General features: G+C 57.7%; 21 protein-coding genes and 1 pseudogene. 15 read left to right on the top strand and 7 right to left on the bottom strand.

Annotation, left to right across the window (positions count from 1 at the left end; genetic code table 11):
• Positions 1 to 169: 169 nt before the first annotated feature.
• The gene (treA, locus tag L579_RS18320) at positions 170 to 1,852 is read right to left on the bottom strand and encodes an alpha,alpha-trehalase TreA (RefSeq protein WP_021185671.1); all 1,683 of its coding nucleotides are present in this window, start codon (positions 1,850 to 1,852) and stop codon (positions 170 to 172) included.
• Between the two features lie 207 nt (positions 1,853 to 2,059).
• Here treA and ghrA point away from each other — a divergent pair, with 207 nt between their 5' ends.
• Together ghrA and L579_RS18330 are read left to right on the top strand one after the other, a co-directional pair.
• Complete coding sequence (gene ghrA / locus L579_RS18325; protein WP_021185672.1) at positions 2,060 to 2,998, top strand: glyoxylate/hydroxypyruvate reductase GhrA; 939 nt, start codon at positions 2,060 to 2,062, stop codon at positions 2,996 to 2,998.
• 47 nt (positions 2,999 to 3,045) lie between these two features.
• Positions 3,046 to 3,783, top strand: a complete 738-nt coding sequence (locus L579_RS18330; protein ID WP_021185673.1) for a phosphatase — start codon at positions 3,046 to 3,048, stop codon at positions 3,781 to 3,783.
• Positions 3,784 to 3,850: 67 nt separating this feature from the next.
• On the opposite strand, the gene L579_RS18335 is transcribed toward L579_RS18330, so the two are convergent.
• Both L579_RS18335 and L579_RS18340 read right to left on the bottom strand, forming a co-directional pair.
• Positions 3,851 to 4,216, bottom strand: coding sequence for a helix-turn-helix domain-containing protein (locus L579_RS18335; RefSeq protein WP_021185674.1), 366 nt, complete (start codon positions 4,214 to 4,216; stop codon positions 3,851 to 3,853).
• Between the two features lie 69 nt (positions 4,217 to 4,285).
• Positions 4,286 to 4,546 (bottom strand): type II toxin-antitoxin system RelE family toxin, encoded by a 261-nt coding sequence (locus L579_RS18340; protein WP_021185675.1) that lies wholly within the window; start codon positions 4,544 to 4,546, stop codon positions 4,286 to 4,288.
• 165 nt (positions 4,547 to 4,711) lie between these two features.
• On the opposite strand from L579_RS18340, the pseudogene L579_RS23850 reads away from it, so the two are divergent.
• Together L579_RS23850 and L579_RS18345 are read left to right on the top strand one after the other, a co-directional pair.
• Positions 4,712 to 4,819: pseudogene (locus tag L579_RS23850) on the top strand (phosphatase); the annotation flags it as partial.
• A gap of 27 nt (positions 4,820 to 4,846) precedes the next feature.
• Positions 4,847 to 5,407 carry a TorD/DmsD family molecular chaperone gene (locus L579_RS18345; RefSeq protein WP_021185677.1) on the top strand — a complete coding sequence of 187 codons (561 nt, stop codon included), beginning with the start codon at positions 4,847 to 4,849 and terminating at the stop codon, positions 5,405 to 5,407.
• A 1-nt stretch (position 5,408) separates the two neighbouring features.
• On the opposite strand, the gene L579_RS18350 is transcribed toward L579_RS18345, so the two are convergent.
• Positions 5,409 to 6,773, bottom strand: coding sequence for a CoA transferase (locus L579_RS18350; RefSeq protein WP_021185678.1), 1,365 nt, complete (start codon positions 6,771 to 6,773; stop codon positions 5,409 to 5,411).
• A 31-nt stretch (positions 6,774 to 6,804) separates the two neighbouring features.
• Positions 6,805 to 7,689, bottom strand: coding sequence for a DMT family transporter (locus L579_RS18355; RefSeq protein ID WP_021185679.1), 885 nt, complete (start codon positions 7,687 to 7,689; stop codon positions 6,805 to 6,807).
• Between the two features lie 182 nt (positions 7,690 to 7,871).
• Between L579_RS18355 and L579_RS18360 the strand changes: the two genes are divergently transcribed.
• On the top strand, positions 7,872 to 8,597 hold the full coding sequence (locus L579_RS18360; RefSeq protein ID WP_021185680.1) for a glutamine amidotransferase: 726 nt from the start codon (positions 7,872 to 7,874) through the stop codon (positions 8,595 to 8,597).
• On the opposite strand, the gene L579_RS18365 is transcribed toward L579_RS18360, so the two are convergent.
• On the bottom strand, positions 8,585 to 9,148 hold the full coding sequence (locus tag L579_RS18365; RefSeq protein ID WP_021185681.1) for a class I SAM-dependent methyltransferase: 564 nt from the start codon (positions 9,146 to 9,148) through the stop codon (positions 8,585 to 8,587). The two genes, L579_RS18360 and L579_RS18365, sit on opposite strands and share 13 nt — an antisense overlap.
• A 235-nt stretch (positions 9,149 to 9,383) precedes the next feature.
• Between L579_RS18365 and L579_RS18370 the strand changes: the two genes are divergently transcribed.
• The 10 genes from L579_RS18370 (at position 9,384) to glnT (ending at position 20,865) form a co-directional block, all read left to right on the top strand.
• Positions 9,384 to 10,904: an acetaldehyde dehydrogenase ExaC gene (locus L579_RS18370; RefSeq protein WP_021185683.1), complete on the top strand. Its 1,521-nt coding sequence runs from the start codon at positions 9,384 to 9,386 to the stop codon at positions 10,902 to 10,904.
• Positions 10,905 to 11,248: 344 nt separating this feature from the next.
• Complete coding sequence (locus tag L579_RS18375) at positions 11,249 to 12,136, top strand: ABC transporter substrate-binding protein (RefSeq protein WP_021185684.1); 888 nt, start codon at positions 11,249 to 11,251, stop codon at positions 12,134 to 12,136.
• The gene (locus tag L579_RS18380; RefSeq protein WP_021185685.1) at positions 12,133 to 13,767 is read left to right on the top strand and encodes an FAD-dependent oxidoreductase; all 1,635 of its coding nucleotides are present in this window, start codon (positions 12,133 to 12,135) and stop codon (positions 13,765 to 13,767) included. Before L579_RS18375 ends, L579_RS18380 begins: the two co-directional genes overlap by 4 nt.
• Positions 13,755 to 14,516: an SDR family NAD(P)-dependent oxidoreductase gene (locus tag L579_RS18385; RefSeq protein WP_021185686.1), complete on the top strand. Its 762-nt coding sequence runs from the start codon at positions 13,755 to 13,757 to the stop codon at positions 14,514 to 14,516. The genes L579_RS18380 and L579_RS18385 overlap by 13 nt, the downstream gene beginning before the upstream one ends.
• Positions 14,513 to 15,295 (top strand): amino acid ABC transporter ATP-binding protein, encoded by a 783-nt coding sequence (locus L579_RS18390; protein WP_021185687.1) that lies wholly within the window; start codon positions 14,513 to 14,515, stop codon positions 15,293 to 15,295. Before L579_RS18385 ends, L579_RS18390 begins: the two co-directional genes overlap by 4 nt.
• Positions 15,296 to 15,362: 67 nt before the next feature.
• Positions 15,363 to 16,253 (top strand): amino acid ABC transporter permease, encoded by an 891-nt coding sequence (locus L579_RS18395; protein WP_021185688.1) that lies wholly within the window; start codon positions 15,363 to 15,365, stop codon positions 16,251 to 16,253.
• A complete protein-coding gene (locus L579_RS18400) occupies positions 16,253 to 17,323 on the top strand; it encodes an LLM class flavin-dependent oxidoreductase (RefSeq protein ID WP_021185689.1) in 1,071 nt (356 codons plus the stop codon). The genes L579_RS18395 and L579_RS18400 overlap by 1 nt, the downstream gene beginning before the upstream one ends.
• Position 17,324: 1 nt before the next feature.
• Positions 17,325 to 18,488, top strand: coding sequence for an aromatic ring-hydroxylating oxygenase subunit alpha (locus L579_RS18405; RefSeq protein ID WP_021185690.1), 1,164 nt, complete (start codon positions 17,325 to 17,327; stop codon positions 18,486 to 18,488).
• A gap of 10 nt (positions 18,489 to 18,498) precedes the next feature.
• On the top strand, positions 18,499 to 19,485 hold the full coding sequence (locus L579_RS18410; protein ID WP_021185691.1) for an aldo/keto reductase: 987 nt from the start codon (positions 18,499 to 18,501) through the stop codon (positions 19,483 to 19,485).
• Between the two features lie 12 nt (positions 19,486 to 19,497).
• The gene (gene glnT, locus L579_RS18415) at positions 19,498 to 20,865 is read left to right on the top strand and encodes a type III glutamate--ammonia ligase (protein WP_021185692.1); all 1,368 of its coding nucleotides are present in this window, start codon (positions 19,498 to 19,500) and stop codon (positions 20,863 to 20,865) included.
• Between the two features lie 103 nt (positions 20,866 to 20,968).
• On the opposite strand, the gene L579_RS18420 is transcribed toward glnT, so the two are convergent.
• Positions 20,969 to 21,589, bottom strand: coding sequence for a TetR/AcrR family transcriptional regulator (locus tag L579_RS18420; protein ID WP_021185693.1), 621 nt, complete (start codon positions 21,587 to 21,589; stop codon positions 20,969 to 20,971).
• Between the last annotated feature and the right edge of the window lie 6 nt (positions 21,590 to 21,595).

Raw genomic sequence — 21,595 nt, forward strand, 5'->3', positions numbered from 1 at the left:
TCGATAAAGGCATTTCAAGATGTAACCGAGAGTTTGATTAACCGGGCATTGCGTAGCAGCGCGATTTATCGCGCGGTTTTTACCGACATCGAACGCGGAAATACGCGATAAATCGCGCCGCTACGATGGATAAATAGCCGGATCGAATGATCCGGCCAGGAGAGAAGGATTACGGTTGTGTCGCGGTCAGCGTGGGCATATTCGGAATGTCGTGCGCGCTGTCGCAGGTTTTCTCTTTTGGACAATATTTGTCGAGCAGCATCAGGGTTACGCCGTTGGTCCAGCCAAAGCCATCCTGTAACGGATACTCACCCCCGCCGCCACCGCCGAGTTTCGCCCCTTCCACCACGTATTTCTCAACCAGCTTATGCTCCTTGTCATAGGTCATCTGCACGTTCTGCAAAAAGCGCTGACCAATCTGTTGGGCCAGTTGCGGCTGCTTATAATGTTCCAGTCCGGTCACCGCGACCCACTGCAACGGAGCCCAGCCGTTAGGGGCATCCCACTGCTGGCCGTTATTGATGGTGGTGGTCACCAGCCCGCCGGGTTTCAGCAACTGTTTTTCCACGGCAGTCGCGGTGCGGTCTGCCTGTTTATCGCTGGCGAGTTGCATATATAACGGGAACAACGCCGCCGCCGTGAGTTGTGGATGTACCTGTTTACTTTGCCAGTTGTAGTCGGCGTACCAGCCGTGCTGCTCATCCCACAGATAACGATTGATCGCCGCCTGGCGGGTTTCCGCTTTGCTGGCAAACTGCTGCGCCCGATCATTGTGATGCGCCAGCTTCTCGGCTTTAGATAACGTCTGTTCCAGATGGAACAGCAGGCTGTTGAGATCGACCGGGGCCAGTTGGCTGGTACGAATGGTCGCCAGATTGTGCGCATCGGTAAACCAGCGTGAGCTGAAGTCCCAACCGGATGCTGCGCCGGCGCGCAAATCGCGATACACCTGCGCCTTATCACGCTGCGTTGCTTTCTTCGCGGTATTCACGTCATCCAGCCAGGATTCGGTACGCGGCACATCGCGATCGTCCCAGTAACGGTTGAGTAGAGTACCGTCGCTCAGTTTAATCACCCGCTTACTGGCCTGACCGGCAGCCAGCGTGTCACTGCCCGCCATCCAGTAGTCATACTCTTTCTGTAACTGCGGCAAATAGTGGGTGTAGACGCTGTCACCGTCGTGGGACGCCAGCAGGTCGATCATCAGGCTAAAAAACGGTGGTTGCGAGCGGCTCAGATAGTAGCTGCGGTTGCCATTGGGGATATGGCCGTAACGATCCAGTTCCGAGGCAAAGTTATCCACCATATCCTGCACCCGATCCCAGTGGCCGCTTTCCGCCAGGCCGAGCATGGTGAAGTAGCTATCCCAGTAATACACCTCACGGAAACGACCACCGGGCACCACATAGGGTTTGGGCAACGGCAGCAGAGAATCGTACTGGCTGGTCTGCGGTGTGGATCGTGTCAGTACCGGCCACAGGCCATCTATGTGGGCACGCAGGCTCTGACCGGCGGGAGGCACGTATGTATCCTGCTCTTTGGGCAGCGTGAAATTGGCATCAACGAAATGTTTCAGGTCGAAGTTGCGCTGGCTTTTCTGCATCTGCCAGTCGGCGAGAATCGATGAGGGGTTATATTTCGGCACCGCATCGGCAAAGGTTTTCTGGTCCGGATAAAATTTTGCCTGTTGCACGGCATTAAAAAGAGGGCCGAGACGGATATCGGGTGGCTGTGGCTGGTTGTTAAGCATACGGCCATTATCTTCGGCATGAGCCACGGCACTTCCCATCAGCAGAGCGGTACTGAGCAACAGGCGCAGATGCCCTGATGTAAATACGACATTTTTTATCATCGGTTTTTCTCCTTGTCCGAAAAGGTGGTGCGCTAACGCATTGACCACCCAAACAACTTTAGTCGCTATCACCGGGCTTAGCCGCTTATGGCACAGGAAATGTGAAGCACCTGGAATTAATCACGGAAGAAATTGCATTCGCGCTAAGTTTTTTGCTTGCCCTGCGACGCTATTTCCCTGAGGCTGAAAGAAAAAAAGGAGAGCAGTATGGAGATTATCTGGTATCACCCGTCGATGGACCCCGAGAGCTGGCTCAGTGGGTTACGTCAGCGCTTACCGCAGGCTAAGGTCCGTCGCTGGCAGCCAGACGATAATGCACCGGCGGATTATGCGGTGGTCCGTTCACCACCGGTGGAAATGCTGCGTGGACGTGCGTTAAAAGGCGTGTTTGCGATGGGCGCAGGCGTGGACGAAATTTTGCAGCAACTGCGTCAGCACCCGGAAATGCTGGCGGCAGAGGTGCCGCTGTTCCGGCTGGAAGATACCGGCATGGCACGACAGATGCAGGAATACGCGACCTGGTGCGTACTCGGCTGGTTCCGCCGCTTTGCCGATTATCAGCGCCAGCAACAACAGGCACACTGGCAGCAGCTCAAACCGTACACGCGTGAAAACTTCACCATTGGTATTCTCGGCGCTGGCGTGCTGGGCAGTAGCGTGGCGCAGAGCCTGCGTCAGTGGGGCTTCCCGGTACGTTGCTGGAGCCGTTCAGCGAAAACTCTCGACGGGGTGACCACGTTCCATGGCCGTGATCAGTTGCCCGCGTTTCTCGATGGCACTCAGGTGTTGATTGACCTGCTGCCAACCACGCCTGAAACCACCAACCTGATTGATCGCCAGTTGCTTAGTGGTTTGCCACAAGGGGCGTATTTCCTCAACATCGCACGAGGTGCGCATGTGGTGGAAGACGATTTGCTGGCGGCACTCAACAGCGGCCAACTGGCGGCGGCAGCTCTGGACGTGTTCCAGACCGAGCCGCTACCGGCACACCATCCGCTCTGGTCACATCCGCATGTCACAATCACGCCCCATAATGCGGCCATTACCTTACCGCATGAGGCGATGGATTATATTGCCGGTGCCATACTTGAGCTGGAGCAGGGACAGCAGCCCACCGGACGAGTGGATCGTCAGCGCGGTTATTAATTTACTTTGCTGCCTGCGCGTGGCAGGCGGTCTGTCAGGAGAATCCGATGTATCCCGTTGATTTACATATGCACACCGTGGCCAGCACCCATGCCTACAGCACCCTGCATGACTATGTCGTGCAGGCGAAACAAAGCGGCCTGAAGTTATTCGCGATTACCGACCACGGCCCGGATATGGCCGATGCACCGCATTACTGGCACTTCGTAAATATGCGTATCTGGCCGCGCGTGATTGACGGTGTGGGCGTGCTGCGCGGTATTGAAGCCAATATCAAAAACCAGCAGGGCGAGATTGATTGCAGTGGCCCGATGCTGGATGCGCTGGATCTGATCGTCGCCGGGTTCCATGAACCGGTGTATGCCCCGCGCGACAAAGCCCATCATACCGAAGCGATGATCGCCACGATGGCGAGCGGCCTGGTGCATATCATCAGCCATCCGGGCAACCCGAAATTCCCGGTGGATATCCGCGCGATTGCGGAAGCGGCGGCGCATTATGATGTGGCGCTGGAGCTGAACAACTCATCCTTCACCCATTCTCGTCCGGGCAGTGAACCTAACTGCCGTGCTATCGCCGAAGCGGTACGCGATGCCGGTGGGCGTCTGGCATTTGGTTCCGACTCCCATACCGCCTTTACCCTCGGAAATTTCGAACATTGCCTGCGTATCGCGCGTGAAGTGGATTTTCCGGAAGATCGCGTGTTAAATGTCACGCCGCGCCGCCTGCTCGATTTTCTCGAGCAGCGTACCGGCAAGCATATTGCCGAACTGGCGGATTTTTAAACTCTTTTGCCTTAGCGGATGTGATGGCAAGCAAGAACAGGCCACCCGGCAAAGGTGGCCTTTTTGGCTAAAGCACTAACTGTTCCGGGCGGCAGCCGTACAGTTTTGCCAGCCGCTCTCGGGTTTTCTTCTGGGGTCTACTCTCTTTACGTTCCAACTGAGAAATCGCACTTTGCGTCGTGCCTAATTTTTCAGCCACATCATATTGTGAAAGGCCGCTATGAACACGCCATGCAGCCTGCAAACTGATGTCCTGATCCATCATGATGTTCACAACATCGTTAGGGATGGTTTCATCATCCTCTTCGCCAGCGACGATGGGTATAGACTCCCATTCGCTTTCAGCGTCCGCGAGAAGTTTTTCGTATTCTGAAACAGGCAGTACAACGAATTGTGGTTTTCCTGCTTCATCATAGATGTACTGTTTTGACATAGTTTATCCGGGTTGCCACACGTCGTAGTAAATGTCATGGAGCATAGCGGCGGGTTGCCCCGCCTTGTATCAGTAGGTTCTGGTGGTTCTGCGTTTCACTTCCTGAATCGTTATCACTACCGGTTCACCATTAATCAATTCAAAGATTATCCTGTAATCCCCAACCCGCAATCTGTACTGGCTGTTGCGATCCTGCAACCGCTTGATATCAAGTGGCACCGCAGGGAAGGATACTAACTGATTGGTCTTTTCTCTGATGGCTTTCTGGTAACGGCTATCGATTTTGGTGAGCTGCTTCAATGCATACTTCGACCAAATCACTTCAACCATTATGCCCCCAATTCCCTAAGAACATATCCCGACAGGGATGATTAGATAATAAGCTTTTTATCTTATCTTTGACAATTTTTTATATTGATATCTAATCACCAGGAAATGACTGACTGCGGGACCGTTTGTTGGCTAAACTTGGTTGTTCCGGAACATGACAGGTGTGAAGTGGATTTTCCGGAAGATCGCGTGTTAAATGTCACGCCGCGCCGCCTGCTCGATTTTCTCGAGCAGCGTACCGGCAAGCATATTGCCGAACTGGCGGATTTTTAACTTTTTTGCCTCAAGGAATTCTGTTGCATGAATGAGTTTTCCATTCTCTGCCGTGTCATCGGCTCGTTGTTCAATCGTCAGCCGCAGGACCCGCTGCTGGTGCCCCTGTTCACCTTACTGCGTGAGGGGAAATTACAGGCGCAGTGGCCGCTGGAGCAGGATGAGCTGCTGACCCGGTTGCAGCAGAATAGCGACCCACAGGCGCTGGCCGCCGACTATAACGCGTTATTTGTCGGCAGCGACTGTAGCGTGCCGCCCTATGCCTCACAGTGGCCGAATGGTGCGACCGAAGCGGAGGTGCGCGCGTTTCTCAGCTCACGCGGCATGCCACTGAGCGACGCGCCTGCCGATCATTTCGGCGTACTGCTGCTGGCGGCATCCTGGCTGGAAGATCAGTCGGCGGAAGATGAATCTGCCGCGCAAACGGCGTTGTTTGATGACTACCTGCTGCCGTGGTGCGGCACCTTCCTTGGCAAGGTGGAGGCGCACGCCAGCACCGCGTTTTATCGCACCCTGGCGATGCTGAGCCGCGAAGCGATTCAGGCGATGCGTGACGAGCTGGCGGAAGAAGCCGGCGACGCGGAATAAGTTACCAGCGAGCGGCGCTGCTGCCGAGCGGGACGCCCGGCGTAGCGCACAGCTGCGGCGTGCCGGGCAGGTATGACGCCGCACGCAGCCGCTCACCGATCCCCCAATGGGTGATTTCCAGCGTTGGCAGCACATCATCAGGCTGCGGCGTGATGCCGTTCTGCGTTCCGCTGGGGGCAAAGCCGTGTTGCTGCAACAGCAGAGCGGTGCGCGCCAGCGACAGACGTGCCTGCCAGCCCGTGCCATTCAGGCGGCGCTGACGTAATCCCTCCAGCACGGCGGCTGCCAGCATATAACCGGTGGCGTGATCCAGCGCCTGCACCGGCAAAGGTGTGGGTTTGGTGCTGCCGCTCCACTGCATCCCCTGATGTGCAATGCCGCAAGCCATCTGCACCAGACTGTCGAAACCGCGTCGGTTACGCCACGGGCCGCGCCAGCCCCAGGCATTCAGGCTGACATCCACCAGCCCCGGCGCGAGTTGCTGGCGAGCGGCGGCATCCAGTCCGAGATTTTCCAGCGCATCGGCGCGATAGCCGTGCACCAGTACATCAGCCTGACTGAGCAGCGTGCGCAACTGATCCAGTCCGACCACACTTTTCAAATCAAGCCGCGCACAGCGTTTGCCGCTGGTGATCTCCTCTTCCAGCGAGGGTTCCTGCCAGTCGGGAGGATCGATGCGCAGCACCTCGGCACCCAGGCTGGCGAGAAAACGTGTGGCGACCGGGCCAGCGATGATGCGCGTCAGATCCAGCACGCGGATGCCCCGTAACGGACGTGCTGCGCTGATCGGCCAGTCGGGAATCTCTCCGCTCGCGGTGGCTTGTTGCGCGAACAGCGGCTCCTGACCTACGGCAATACCCTGCGCATGCTGCTGCCACTGCTCGACGCTGCGCATCTGTGCGGCGCAACCGCCGGCATCCACCACCGCCTGTTCCAGGGCTGCTGCCGACCAGTTCAGCACTTCAGTTGCCAGTGCCGTGCGATCGCGATGCACACCAAGCACCTTCTCCATCGCCTGGCGGTGATGACTGGCGTTGGTATGCAGGCGGATCCAACCATCACGCGCGGCGTAATCCCCGGCGAACGGATCCCACAATGCCGCCGGTGGGCGGTTAAGCGGTATAAAACTGTGCTGGAACCAGCGCGAGGCCAGACGCACATTGACACTCACCGGAGCCGAACGTCCCAGCAGATCGCTCACCGCCTGGGTCGCCAGTCCAATGCTGCTGGCCGCCAGTTCGCTGACGGCATAGGCCGAAGGGAAGGTGTCGGCCTGAGAAAAGGTGAGGCGCGGCGGGGTATCAGCTGTGTCTCGTAATCCTTGCCACATGTGCTGCCAGAGTGCGGCAGCGAGTTGGTAATCCATGCGAAGCCTCCGGGTCAATCAGAGCGGGATCTTAGCGACGGCGCAGGCGCGGAAAGCGCGCGTGCATCCGCAGATTGCGCAGGTTAATCACCGCAATTGCCGTGCCCAACACCACCAGCGATGCGCCGAGGATCTTAAAACTGTTCAGGCTATCGCCCAGAACCACCACGCCCATCAGCACCGCCAGCACCGGGGTGAGTAGCGAGTAGGGCATTATCAGGTTGACGTTGTACTTCTTCAGCAACGTGTACCACAGGGTATAGGCAATGATAGATGAGGCGAGGGCGCTGTAAAGAATCGCAAACCAGCCACGCCATCCCGCGTGCCCGAGGGCGTAAAATTGTTGCGACTCGGTAAGCCAGGAGGCGACACCCACGATCGGCACGGCCAGAAACGAAATCCAGCCGGTCAGGGTCAAGGGTTTAATCGGCGGCGATTTCTTCACAATCATATTGCTCACCGCCCAGCCGGTGGCGCTGCACAGCAGGATACACAATACCCACCAGGCGGGAATGGTGGGGCTACCGGAGAGCACCACCACGCCGCTTAATGAAATCGCGATGCCAAGTAATTGCACCAGGCGTAGCTTCTCTTTCAGTACCACCATCGCCAGCAGCATGGCTATCGGCGTGCCGAGTTGGACCACAATGGCACCGGTGCCGGCGTCGGTGTAGCGCATGCCGACAAACAGCAGCGAGAAGTGCAGAAAACCAAAGGTGAAGGCCAGCAGCAACAGCCACGGCAACTGCTCACGGGTGATGCGGCAGAAGGGGATCAACATGATCGCCACCACCACAAAACGCATCCAGGTCAGAAACAGTGGCGGAAGTTCCAGCAATCCCCACTTTATCGCCACGTTGTTGAAGGCCCAGATGGATACCACCAGCAGGACCAGAAAAAAATGCCGCACAGCCACAATGTCATCCTTCACGGAAATTCTGTTGTCACCGGCTAATGATGGCATGAAGCGGTGTGGTTGGTGCAGCGCAGGCAAAAATATTTTCTCTCGATGCTTTCCCGCAAAAAATCTACACATTGCAGGCAATTACTGTCAGACTGGTTTTCCGAAACGTGACCTTGCAGAGGACAGTCTTCGGAATGACACAGACCCGCGCTTTACCCCTTGCCCTGATTCAACTTGAAGTACCGCCACCGGCCGTTGTGGCGCAAATCGGTGAACAACCCGTCTGGTTTATTGATGCGCTGGCGCTTCAGCCCGGCGACTATGTGATCGTGCGACCGCACCTCGGTGATGAGTTGCCCGCTTTTGATCGCGTCAGCGGCGCGATCCTCAGTGGCTCCTGGGCGATGGTGACCGATCATGCGGAGTGGAGTGAACGCACCGCAGCCTGGATTCGGGCGGCGCTGGAGGCGGAGCTGCCACTGCTGGGGGTTTGCTATGGACATCAACTGATGGCCTATGCGCTGGGTGGTAAAGTTGCGGATAACCCCAATGGCTGGGAACGTGGCCTGAAACCCCTGACCCGCCATGCGCAGGCGGCACAAGATCCCTGGCTGGCAACCCTGCCGGACGATTTTCATGCCTGGCTGTCACATCGTCAGTCGGTGATCACACCACCGGCCCAGGCGCGGGTACTGGCTTCCTCCGAACTGGATGGCTGCCAGATTCTGCGTTATTCCGCCCAGGCATTATCGGTACAGTTTCACCCTGAATTTACCCGCGGCATCATGACCGCCTGTTTACCGGCAGGTGTGGCGGATGAGGGGAGTGAGCTGACGGGTGAAGACTGGGCGCGGGAACTGCTGCATCGCTTCTGGCAGCAAACGCGGCCACAGCCGCGCGTGCAGGCTCAGGGCGCGTAATGCCGGGTGCAGCGATAAACCCAGGCGGGTGGCACGTTTTTTAGCACCCGCTGGCGCTGCCAGGTGAAATAACGGGACAAGCTGGGTTGCGTGAGCGAAGTGTACTGAAATTGTACGAAGACGCCGCGCGGTCCCAGCGCATCATGCACGGCTTGCAGGATGGCGTCCCGGGTCGCTACCGGCAGTGACAGCAGCGGCAGGCCGGAAAAAATCGCATCATATTCACCGGACAAATATTCCGCCGAACAGGCGCGTACCTGCATACGATCATCCGGTAAAGCACGTAACGTCTTCACCAGCTCCGGGCTGATTTCAAACACATCCAGTTGGGCCTGCGGCGACATGCGTTGCAGAATCTGTCGCGTCAGCACCCCATCGCCCGCACCCAATTCAGCAATACGCAGGCTACGATCCCAGTTAACCGCATCGGTCATGGTTCGACATAATGCCGCGGAGGAGGGCGTGATGCTGCCCATTTTGCGGGGGTTGCGAATGAACTGATGAACAAAATTTGCTTTGGCGCGCATTAACGTCAGGGCTGAAGCCAACATCTCTTTCTCCTGGTTAGTGTCCTGCTTCATATTGACCCTATTTATCGGACATGTTCCGCTTTTTACTGCATAACCGGCAAAAGTCGGAATTTTCCAGGCAGCAAACCGGCGCGATTTATCGCGCGATGTCACAGTTTCCCACCGGCAGATCTGACAGCGTGCTATTGATCGATCAATGTTAATAATAAGTTTCGCAGTTGTTACATGCAACCTCTGTCCCGCAAGGAGAAACATCATGCGTTACGCTGCACCTGGAGAACAAGGTTCTCTGATTAGACTCCAAAAACGCTATGGCAACTTTATCAACGGTGAGTTTGTGGCACCGGTGAACGGTAACTACTTCGTCAACACCTCGCCGATTAATGCCTCGTCGATTGGCGAGTTTCCGCGCTCCGACCGTGAGGATATTGATAATGCTGTCGCTGCCGCCCATGCCGCCGCAGAGGCCTGGGGCAAAACCTCCCCGCAGGCACGTTCCCTGGTACTGTTGAAGATCGCCGATCGGCTGGAGGAAAACCTCGAATATCTGGCGGTGAATGAAACCTGGGATAACGGTAAACCGGTGCGTGAAACTCTCGCTGCCGATATGCCGCTGGCGGTGGACCATTTCCGCTATTTCGCCGGTTGTGTGCGCGCACAGGAAGGCACCGCTTCGGAGATTGATGAGTTCACGGCGTCTTACCACTTCCACGAGCCGCTGGGCGTGGTAGGGCAGATTATCCCGTGGAATTTCCCGTTGCTGATGGCTGCGTGGAAACTGGCTCCGGCACTTGGGGCGGGTAACTGCGTAGTGCTGAAACCGGCAGAACAGACGCCGCTATCCATCACCCTGTTCCTTGATTTGATCAAAGACCTGGTCCCGCCGGGAGTGATCAATGTGGTACATGGCTACGGTAAAGAAGCCGGTGAAGCGCTGGCATCGCACCCGGGTATCGCCAAAATCGCCTTTACCGGTTCAACCGCCACCGGTGGCCATATTCTTGAACTGGCGGCGAAAAGCCTGATCCCGTCCACCGTCGAACTGGGCGGTAAATCACCCAATATCTTCTTCGAAGATATTATGCAGGCCGAGGAGAGCTTTATTGAGAAAGCGGCGGAAGGGGTGGTGTTGGGCTTCCTTAATCAGGGCGAAGTCTGTACCTGCCCGTCACGCGCGCTGGTACAGGAATCGATTTTCGAACCCTTTATGGCGGCGGTGATGAAACGCATCAAAACCATTAAACGTGGCAACCCGCTCGACACCGAAACCATGATCGGTGCACAGGCGTCACAGCAGCAGTTCGACAAAATCCTCTCCTATCTGGAAATTGCCCAACGTGAGGGGGCTGAGGTGCTGCACGGCGGTGGCATCGAGAGTGTCGGTGAGGAGTTCGCCAGCGGTTACTACATTCAGCCGACGCTGCTGAAAGGCAGCAACAGCATGCGGGTGTTTCAGGAAGAAATCTTTGGCCCGGTGGTCGGCATCCTGACCTTTAAAGATGAAGCGGAAGCTATCGCCTTAGCCAATGATTCCATGTATGGCCTGGGTGCAGGCGTCTGGACACGCGATATCAACCGGGCTTACCGGATGGGACGCGCGATTAAAGCCGGCCGCGTCTGGACCAACTGTTATCATCTCTACCCGGCACATGCGGCGTTTGGCGGCTACAAAAAATCGGGAATTGGCCGTGAAACCCACAAAATGATGCTCGATCATTATCAGCAAACCAAAAACCTGCTGGTGAGTTACAGCACCCAACCACTCGGTTTCTTCTGATGAAGCGGGCAGCGGGGTTACCCGCTGCCTTTCCCCACTAAACAGCACGATAAATCGTGCCGCTACAATTTATCCCCCTGGCGGCGCTGATCGCGCTGCGGTGTTTTTTTGCACCATCAGCTCACTTTATGCACTCCGTTGGTGATTCTCTGTTCAACGTGCCAGGCCGCACCCGCTGCCGTCTCACGCCTCATCCCTTGTGCTCTCTGCTCTCATGATTAATTAATCAGTTATTTAAAAACTGGCATAACGCTTGCAATTCTTTCTGCGCACCGTCTTCCTTTTTTGCTTTTTTAAATCATCAGGGTCTTCAGGCATCGCGCCTTTCTACTGGAGTTAAAAGCATGAGAATGAAAAGTCTGGTTGTTGCTGCATCGCTGTTGGTTTCTGCACTGACGCAATTTTCCACGCAGGCCGCCGATGCGCCACTCAAAATGCATGCCGATTTGCATGCGCAGTTACCCGAAAAAATCCGTAGCAGCAAAACCCTCAATCTGGTCACCGATGCTCACTACCCGCCGTGCGAATCCTTCGCGGAAGATAATAAAACCATGGTCGGCTTTGAGCCGGACCTGTGGGATGCGATCGGCCAGGTGCTGGGTATCAAAGTCAAACCGGTTTCGATCGATTTCGCCGGGCTGATACCGGGCGTAAAAAGCGGTCGTTATGACGTGGCAATGGAGTGTATCTCCGACAGCGCCGAACGTGAAAAGCAGGTGTCGTTTGTTAACTACGCCTACGCCACCAGCGAGGTGTATACGCTGGCGACCGAAAAATCCATCAGCAACGATCCGCTGACCCTGTGCGGCCTGAAAGTGGGCGTGCAAACCGGTACCGATTTCGAAAAAGCCATCAGCGAGATCTACACCCCGAACTGCACCAAAAACGGCAAACCGGCGATCGAACAGGTGACGCTGCCGTCGGCTGATGCGGTCCTGCTCGGTCTCTATTCGGGCCGGGTGGATTTTGTGCTGAACGATGCAGCCTCGGTGGATGACATCAAGCAAAAAGCCCCGCATCCCATTCGCACCGTGCAGATGCCACTGATGCCGAAATACTACCTCGGCATTGTGGTGGCGAAAGAGAACACCCAACTGGCGGAGGTGCTGCTGAAGGCGCTTAACGTGCTGCATGAAACCGGCACCTACGACAAGATCATGGAGAAGTGGGATCTGGAGGCGATGAAGCTGGATAAACCCGGCATCAACCTCACCAGCACACAGCCATTATGAGTGGGGGTCGCCAGTGTGATGTGCTGGTGATCGGTTCCGGTGGTGCGGCGCTCAGCGCCGCACTGCGGGCGGCGGTGGGCGGTTTGTCGGTGCTGGTGCTGGAAAAAAGCGCCTGGTTGGGCGGCACCACAGCGATGTCTGGCGGGGCCACCTGGGTGCCAGCCAACCATCACGCCCTGGCCGCCGGCCTGGCTGATTCATCACAAGAGGCGCTCGATTATCTGCGTGCCAGTGCGCCTGAAGGCTGGCAGGCGAGCGAAGATACGCTCTGGCAGGCGCTGGCGCAGCAGGCTCCGTCTATGCTGGCGTTTGTCGAGCAGCACAGCGCATTACGTTTCGCCCTGACGCCAGAGGGCGATCCACTGTGGCCGCTGCCGGGAGCTAAACAGCAGGGGCGGATGCTGGCACCCATGCCGTTGCAACCGCAACGTCCGTGGCGCTTACGTCCCACGCCGTTACCGCGCCTGTTTTCCTACCACGAACTGCTGACGAGTGACCTCTGGCATCAGCCGATACGGACGTATCTGCGCGCGTTGCCGCGTCTGCTCCGGCGACAGTGGCGTGGCGAACTGACCAAAGGCGCGGCGCTGGTGGCCGGGTTGCTTGATGGCTGTCAGGCGGCGGGCTGCGAGTTTATCACTGAGGCAGCGGTGCAGGGCTTACTGATGCGCGGTAGCCATCAGATCACGGGCGTGCGTTACCGGCATCAGGGCGAGGAACGGGAGATTGAGGCGCGTTGTGGCGTGGTGATCGCCAGCGGCGGTTTCGAGTGGGATGCGCAGCAACGGCAGCAGCATTTCCCTGGTCCGTATGATTTTATCGCCAGCCCCCGCGATAACAGCGGCGATGGGCAGCGTATGGCGGAAAGTGCAGGTGCGCAGTTGGCGCATATGGATCAGGCCAATATCGGGGGCGGTATACCCGCCGCTCCAGGCCAGCCGTGGAGCGGGTTGTCTGTTTTCTTCCATTACGAACCCAACGCCATTCTGGTCGATCGCCACGGTCAGCGTTTCACCAATGAATTTGTTTTTAACCTCGGTGCGGCGCTGGATGCGCGTGATGCGCAGGGGTTGCCGCGCCATCTGCCGGTCTGGCTGATCAGCGACGCTCGTCTGCTACGCCGGGCACCGCTGCTGCGTTACTACCGCTGGCGTACACCGGGTTGGCTGCGGCAGGCCGCGACGCTGACGCAACTGGCGCAACAACTGGCGTTGCCTGCGGGTGCGCTGGAGGCCAACGTGGCGCGGTTTAACCACAGTTGCGCCCGGGGCATTGATGAAGATTTTTCCCGTCATCTGAGTGCTGCGCATGGCAAGGCTGATCGGCGCTTGCAGGGGGGATTAGCGGCGATCTGCCATGCCCCGTTTATCGCCATACCGTTCAACCGCACCTTCCTTGCCACCAAAGGCGGGCCGCGTACCGATGCCAGCGGTAACGTGCTGCATCGCGATGGTCGGCCACTGGCGGGCTTGTATTGTGCCGGGGCGGCGATGGCTAATCCGATCGGCAGCAAAGCGGTCAGCGCAGGCACCACGCTCGGGCCCAACCTGACCTGGGGCTATATCTGCGGTTCGTCGCTGCTGGCGCGCCATCAGGCATTAACCGAGGAGGCAAGATTATGCACAGCGTAAAAACCGCGCTGATTACCGGCGGTTCACGCGGTGTCGGCCTGTGTATTGCCCGCGAACTGGCGCGGCAGGGCTATGCCATCGCGCTGCTGGTGCGCAGCGATGTCGAGGCGGCGCAACACGCGGTGGACAAACTGACGGCGCAGGGGGCGCGTGCGGCATTCTGGCGGGTCGATATCACCGATCGCCCGGCGGTGCAGCAGGTCCTCGACGAGGTGGTCAACGTGCTTGGCGCACCGAGTCTGTTGGTCAATAACGCCGGATCAACTGCGGCGGCTCCGTTGCTGGAACTGCGCGATGAACAGTGGCAGCAGGTGCTGAATACCCAGCTAACTGGCACCTTTGTGATGAGTGTCGAAACGGTGCGGCGCATGGCACCCGGTGGAGTGATTATCAATATCGCCGGTGCGTCTGCCCATCGTTGCTACCCCAATGCGGGCGCCTTTGGTCCGTCGAAGGCGGGCGTGGTGAATCTGACGGCGCAAATGTCGATTGAATGGGCACCTCGCGGTATCCGCGTGTGCGGCATCAGTCCGGGACCGATTCGTGACCCGGATAGTCACTGGGCCACCCAGGAGCCACTGCTGGCGCAGGAGGTGGCGCGCTTGCCGCTGCAACGTCCGGTCAGCAGTGATGAGGTGGCGCGCAGCGTGGCATTTCTGGCCACCACGGCCTCTTTCACCGGCCAGATGTTGATCCTCGACAGCGGTGGCCTGAATACCTGGTACATGACCGAACAGGAGGCGAGATGAGCAAAACGCTGATGGTGGATGCGCAGCAGGTCACCAAATCGTTTCACGGCGTGGAGATCCTCAAAGGGGTGGATCTCAGCGTTGAACAAGGCGAGGTGGTGTGTCTGATTGGTCCCTCCGGCTCGGGAAAATCCACCTTCCTGCGCTGTATCAATCACCTGGAAAAGATTGACGGCGGTGAGCTGTGGGTCAATGGCGGTATGGTCGGCTACCGATTGCAGGGGGAAAAGTTGTACGAACTGAAGGAGGCTGAGGTGGCGCGTAACCGCGTCAATATTGGCATGGTGTTTCAGCGCTTCAACCTGTTCGGCCATATGACGGCGCTGGAAAACGTGATGGAGGCGCCGATGACGGTAAAAAAAGTGCCGCGCGCCCAGGCGATGGCGGAGGCCAAAGCGCTGCTGGATCGCGTCGGGCTCAGCCATCGTTACCATTCGCGTCCGGCGGCGCTATCGGGTGGTCAGCAGCAGCGGGTGGCGATTGCACGGGCGATGGCGATGAAACCGTCGCTGATGCTGTTTGATGAACCCACCAGCGCGCTCGATCCTGAGCTGGTGGGGGAAGTGCTGGCGGTGATGCGCGATCTGGCGCGTGACGGTATGACGATGGTGATTGTCACCCATGAGATGGGTTTTGCGCGTGATGTCGCCAATCGTGTCGCGTTTATGGACAACGGCGCAATCATTGAAGTGGCGGAATCTAAACACTTTTTTTCCGCACCACGCCATCCCCGTACCCGAGATTTTCTCGCCCGAGTGCAGGCAGTGAGCAGCGAATGATTGACAGATGCGCAGGCAGACTGTAGATCTTAATTAATCAGTTAATTAAATTTGTCCGGTTAAAACGATGAAGAGAACGCTGATGACGGATAAAACCCTGACTTCCCCGCTGAATGCCACGCGCACACCAGCGGATCATGGCCGCCATGTGGTGGCACAGCGCTATCCCGGTCGCTGGATCTCCGCACTGGTGCTGGCGGTGTTACTGGCGCTGGTGGCGCATTCGATGATCACCAACCCCAATTTCGCCTGGTCGACGGTGGGTAAATACCTGTTCTCACCCACCATCCTGCTCGGTCTGTGGACCACCTTCTGGCTGACGCTGGTGATCATGGTGCTGGCGATTGTACTCAGCGTGCTGCTGGCGGTGATGCGCCTCTCCAGTAACCCGCTGCTGGTGGGTTTCAGCCGTGGCTGGATTTGGTTCTTTCGCGGCACGCCGGTGCTGGTGCAGCTGATTTTCTGGTACAACCTCGCGGCGCTCTATCCGCAGGTCAGCCTGGGGATCCCCGGCCTGTTTACCCTGTGGAGCGGTAGCACCAACGATTTGATCACCCCGCTGGCCGCAGCGATTCTCGGCCTTGGACTGAATGAGTCGGCCTATATGGCGGAGATCATCCGTGCCGGGATCTCCTCGGTGGATGATGGCCAGCAGGAGGCCGCCCGGGCGCTGGGTATGACACGCGGCCAGTATCTGAAGCGGGTGATCCTGCCGCAGGCCATCCCGTTCATCATTCCACCCACTGGCAACCAGGTGATTGGCATGTTGAAAACCACCTCGTTGGTGAGCGTGATTTCGCTCTCGGATTTGCTCTACTCGGCGCAGGCGATCTACTCACGCACATACGAAAACATCCCGCTGCTGATTGTTGCCTGTATCTGGTATCTCGCCGCCACCACTGTGCTCAGTCTGGTGCAGGCGCGTGTGGAACATCACTATCGCTGGACAAGGGGTTAATGATGCAACTCGGTCTGTTCAACCTGATGTCGTATAAAGACAACCCGCGCGGTGTGCAGGGGGTGATTGAGGATATGCGCAGCATGGTGCTGCTGGCGGAGGAGATCGGCTTCGATACCGCGTGGTTTGCCGAGCATCACTTCACCAACTACTCGCTCAGCGTATCGCCGCTGATGCTGGTGGCGCATATGGCCGGTTATGCACGGCGTATCCGCTTGGGTACGGCGGTGGTGGTATTGCCGTTGTACCAGCCGATGCGTATTGCGCAGGAGATTGCGCTGGTCGATCGCCTGACGGAAGGGCGGCTGGTGCTGGGTATAGGCAGCGGTTATCAGGCGTGGGAATTTGACCGCTACGGACTGGATGTAGAAACCCGTGGTCAGCAACTGCTGGCGCACTGGCAGTTTATCAGCGATGCCCTGACCCAGGGCTATACCCACTCGCCAGACCGTTTTGGTCAGCCGCTGCGTACCGATTTTCTGCTCGACACGTTGCAGAAACCCTTACCGCCGCTGTACCTCACCTCATCCAATCCGCAACTGATTGCGCAGTTTCAGCGCTGGCAGGCGACGCCGTTTTTTACTGCGGGTTATCGCGGCACCCACAAATTGCAGCAGATGGTGGCCGATGCGCGTCTCGGCTGGCAGCAGGCGGGCCTCGACGCGGCGATGCCGGTGGCGGTGCAGCAATATATCCACGTTTGTGACAACCGCCAGCAGGCCCATGCCGCAGCGGAACGCGCGTTGTTTGTCGCGCGCATGATCGCGGCGTTGCGCGAGAACACCAGCGTCAGCGAGCAGGCATTTATCCACGCGCCAGCGTTAGCGGATGAACCTTCGCTGGAGACGGTGAGCAATAACCTGATGATTGGCGATGCGGAAACCGTCGCTGAGCGCATGCTGGCGGAGATCCGCACCCTCCGTCCCAGCCACTACAACTGTTTCTTCCAGTTTGGCGATATGCCGATTGCTGATGCGCGTCGTTCGCTGACGCTGTTTGGCGAGCGGGTCGTGCCGCTGCTGGAAAAAGAGCTTGGTCCATTGACCTTTCGTACCGCCAGAGGAGAGTGAAATGTATCGCGAGAAGATTGATGTGGTGTTTGATGACGGTGACAGCATTCTGCAACGGATGCTGGAGCAGCAACGCCATGATGCCAGCCGTGCAGAAACCCTGCCGCCAGAAGCCTATAACAGCGACAGTTTTTTCCGTCTCGAAGAAGACAAAGTGTTCCGCCAGGACTGGTTGTTTGTCGGCCATGAGTCGCAAATTGCTAACCTGAATGATTTCTTCACGCTGGATGTGGTGGGCGAGCCGTTACTGATTTTGCGTAACGACGCTGGCATTGCGGTGTTCTCCAACGTTTGTCTGCATCGCTGGGCGCCGATTGCGCACGGCAGCGGCAACAGCCGCTCATTTATCTGTCCATTCCACAACTGGACCTACAACACCCACGGCAAGCTGAGTGGCGCGCCATCTATGAACCAGGCGCAGGACTTTGACCGCCAGCAGTGCAGCCTGCCGAAGATCCGCCATGAGGTGGTGTTCGGCATGATCTTTGTCACCTTCAACGCCGATGCCCAGCCGCTGGCACCCCGGCTGGCACCGCTCACCGAACGTTTTCAACGCTACCACGTCGCCGATCTGGTGACCGCTTACACGCTGGATTACGACTGTCCGTACAACTGGAAAATGGCGATCGAAACGTTTATGGAGTGCTACCACCATGCGGCGGTGCATCGCACCACGCTGGAGGATAGCTTTCCCGGTCGACTCAGTTCGATCATTGATGAAGGCCCGGGCTGGACCATCTGTCATCAGCCGCTGCGGAAAAACGGTGAACTGAGCGAGATCCTGACCGCCGGTCTGGAACCGTTCAGTGGCCTGAGCGACGAGCAGATGCGCTTCAGTGAATTGCTGCTGCTGTTTCCCAACTGCCTGATCTCACTGAATCCGGATCGTCTCTCCATCAGTGCCATTCTGCCGGTGTCGCCACATGCTACCCGCTGGCACCGTGTGGTGCTGGTGTCGCAGGCGTCAGCGGCGCGGGAGGATTTTCCTCAGACCGCGGCGGCGATGAAGCAGGGCAGCCTGGCGATTATCGATGAAGACCAGTGGATCAACGCCGAGCAGCAGCGCGGTAGCCGTTCCCGTCTCGCACGTCCGGGACGCCTGAGCCACCTCGAAACCACCGTCTGGCATCTGGCCAATTACCTGAAAATCCGCATGGCGGAGTGAGGAGCAGGCAATGCGTTATCTGAAGCTGGGACACTCCGGCCTGGAAGTCTCTGCGCTCTGTCTGGGGACGGTGACCTATGCGCCACCGGCGCGCAGTGGCCGGAGTTGGACGCTGGATGAAGCCGCCAGCCGCGAACTGATCCGTGCCGCGCTGGAGCAGGGCATCAACTTTTTCGACAGCGCCAATATCTATGCCAAAGGGGCGAGTGAAGAGATCCTTGGTCGTGCGCTGCGTGATTTCGCCTCCCGCGATGAAGTGGTGATCACCAGCAAACTGTATAACCCAATGCGCAGTGGACCAAACAGCAAAGGGTTGTCGCGTAAGGCGATTATGCAGGAGTGCGATCACAGCCTGCGCCGACTCGGCACCGATTACATCGACTTGTATGAAATCCACCGCTGGGATAATGACACGCCGATTGAAGAGACGCTGGAGGCGCTCCACGACCTGGTGAAGGCTGGCAAGGTGCGTTACCTCGGGGCGTCGTCGATGTTCGCGTGGCAGTTCAGCAAGGCGCTGCAAATCCAGAAGTACGAACGCTGGAGCCGTTTTATCGCCATGCAGAACCACCTCAACCTGATCTATCGCGAAGAAGAACGCGAAATGCTGGCGCTGTGTCAGGCGGAAGGGGTGGCGGTGACGCCCTGGAGCCCACTGGCGCGCGGGCGGCTGGCCCGCCCGGTGGAGGCGGCGAAGTCGAGTACGCGTGGTGCCGACGACAGCTATACCGATTTTCTCTATGCCGCGACTGAGCACGCCGACAGCGCGGTGATCCGCGCGGTGGAGCAGGTAGCGCAGGCGCGTGGCGTGCCAATGGCACAGGTGGCGCTGGCCTGGATCTACAGCCGTCCGGCGGTGGTGGCGGCCGTGATTGGAGCCACCCGTCCCCTGCATTTGAGCGACGCACTGGCGGCGCTGGATCTGACGTTAAGCGCTGACGAAATCGCCGCGCTCGACGCTCCATATATTCCCCATTCTATTGTTGAACATGACTAAGGCAGGGCACCAATGAAAAGCGCAGCACAGATCGCCGAGATCAAACAGGCCCTGATGGCTAAAGGGGTGGAGTACTGCATGGGCGCGTACGTGGACATTCACGGTGTCCCCAAGGGTAAAGTGGTGCCGATTGGTCATCTGGATCAGATGGCACAGGGTTCCGAACGTTACACCGGCTATGCGCTGGACGGTCTGGGTCAGTCGCCGCACGAAGATGAACTGACCTCGGTGCCGGATCTCGACCACATCATCCAGTTACCCTGGGAACCGAAGATTGCGTGGATGCCCGCCGATAACCACTTTCAGGGCGAACCCTATGCGCTCAGCACGCGGGTGGCGTTGCAGAACGTGATTAAACAGGCAAACGCCCTGGGTTTTGGGTTTAACCTCGGCATCGAGTGCGAAATTTATTTGTTGAAGCGGGAACAGGATGGTCGGCTGGTGGTGCCGGAACCGGATAACAAGCTCAACAAGCCCTGCTACGACTTGCAGGGCTTCGTGGACCAGTTTGGCTGGCTGGATGAGGTTTCCTCCACCATCAACGCGCTGGGCTGGGATCTCTATTCGCTTGACCACGAAGATGGCAACTCGCAATACGAGTTCGACTTCAACTATGCCGATGCGCTGACCACCTGCGATCGTTTTATCTTCTTCCGCTTTATGGCGAAGCATTACGCCAAACAGCGCGGGCTGATCGCCACCACCATGCCGAAGCCGTTCGCCGATAAAACCGGCACTGGCGCGCACTTCAATATGTCGCTGTATGACATCAATACCGGTGCCAACGTGTTTAAACGCGACGCCAGCAGCGCGGATGATCCCTGGGGCCTGGGCCTGAGTGATACCGGTTATCACTTTATCGGCGGGCTGTTGAAGCATGGCCGTGCGCTGTGCGCTGCCTTTGCCCCGACGGTCAACAGCTACAAACGTCTGGTACGCCAGGGGGCAATGAGCTACTTCTCGTGGGCACCGGTGTTTAACTCCTGGGGGTCCAATAACCGCACCAACGCGGTACGCGTCCCGGCTGGTGGTGGCCGTTGTGAATCGCGTAATGCCGATGGCGCGGTCAATCCCTATCTGGCGGCCACGCTGGCGTTAGCTGCCGGGCTGGAAGGTATTCGCGAGAAGATCGATCCGCGTCAGCCGAATGAAGACAATCTGTATGCCATCAGCGAAGCGGAGCGCCGCGCGCGTGGCATCGATTTTCTGCCGCAAAACTTGCTGGAAGCGGTGGAAGCCTTTGACGCCGACCCGTTTGTCGCTGCGACGCTGGGTGAAGCGCTGAAAAAAGAGTTTATTCACTACAAGTTGCAGGAGTGGAACAGCTATCACCTGCATGTCAGCCAGTGGGAAATCGATCGCTACAGCACCATTTTTTAATGGTTAATCGGTAACCCGCACGACATTGCGCGATGAATCGCGGCGCTACACATCATGAACATCCCGTAGCGGCGCGATTTATCGCGCGGATTTAACCGGCAATTCAGGCATCGAGCTTTTCAAACACAAAATTGCGCATCACGTTGATGGCCTGTTTGTATTTGAAATTGGGGAACATCACATTTCGGAACAGCACGCCATCAAGGTAGGTGGAGATCAGCATTGCCATATCACCCGGGTTCACCTCACGGAACAACCCGCTGGCGATCCCCTCTTTGATGGTGTTCTTCAGAATCACCGATTCCTTTTCGTAGAACTTTTTAATCGCTTTATCAATGCTGGCGATGCGGCCATTGGTGCTGGAGTAATCCAGACTGATTTTGGCTAGTTTTTGCAACAGATGGAACTGGAGGATGTGGATCTCAATCCACAGAAAAATCAGGTCGCGCGGCCCGTTGGCGCTAGCTTTGATGTCGTCAAACTGCACAAAGGCACGCTCCACCGCGGACTCGATCACCTTGATAAACAGGTCTTCTTTCGAGCCGAAGTAGTAATAAATCAGCGCCGAGTTCAGCCCGGTAGCGGTGGCGATATCTTTAATTCGTACCGACGAATAGTTCTGGGTGGCGAATAAATCAAAGGCTGAGGATTGCAACAACTCGGCGACGTCGCGCTGGGTTTTACGCGGTTTCTTGCCAGGTTCAGCGGCTGGAGCTTCCTTCATGGCGAC

The sequence above is a fragment of the Pantoea sp. AS-PWVM4 genome, from assembly GCF_000468095.1.
GTDB classification, from domain to species: Bacteria; Pseudomonadota; Gammaproteobacteria; order Enterobacterales; family Enterobacteriaceae; genus Pantoea; species Pantoea phytobeneficialis.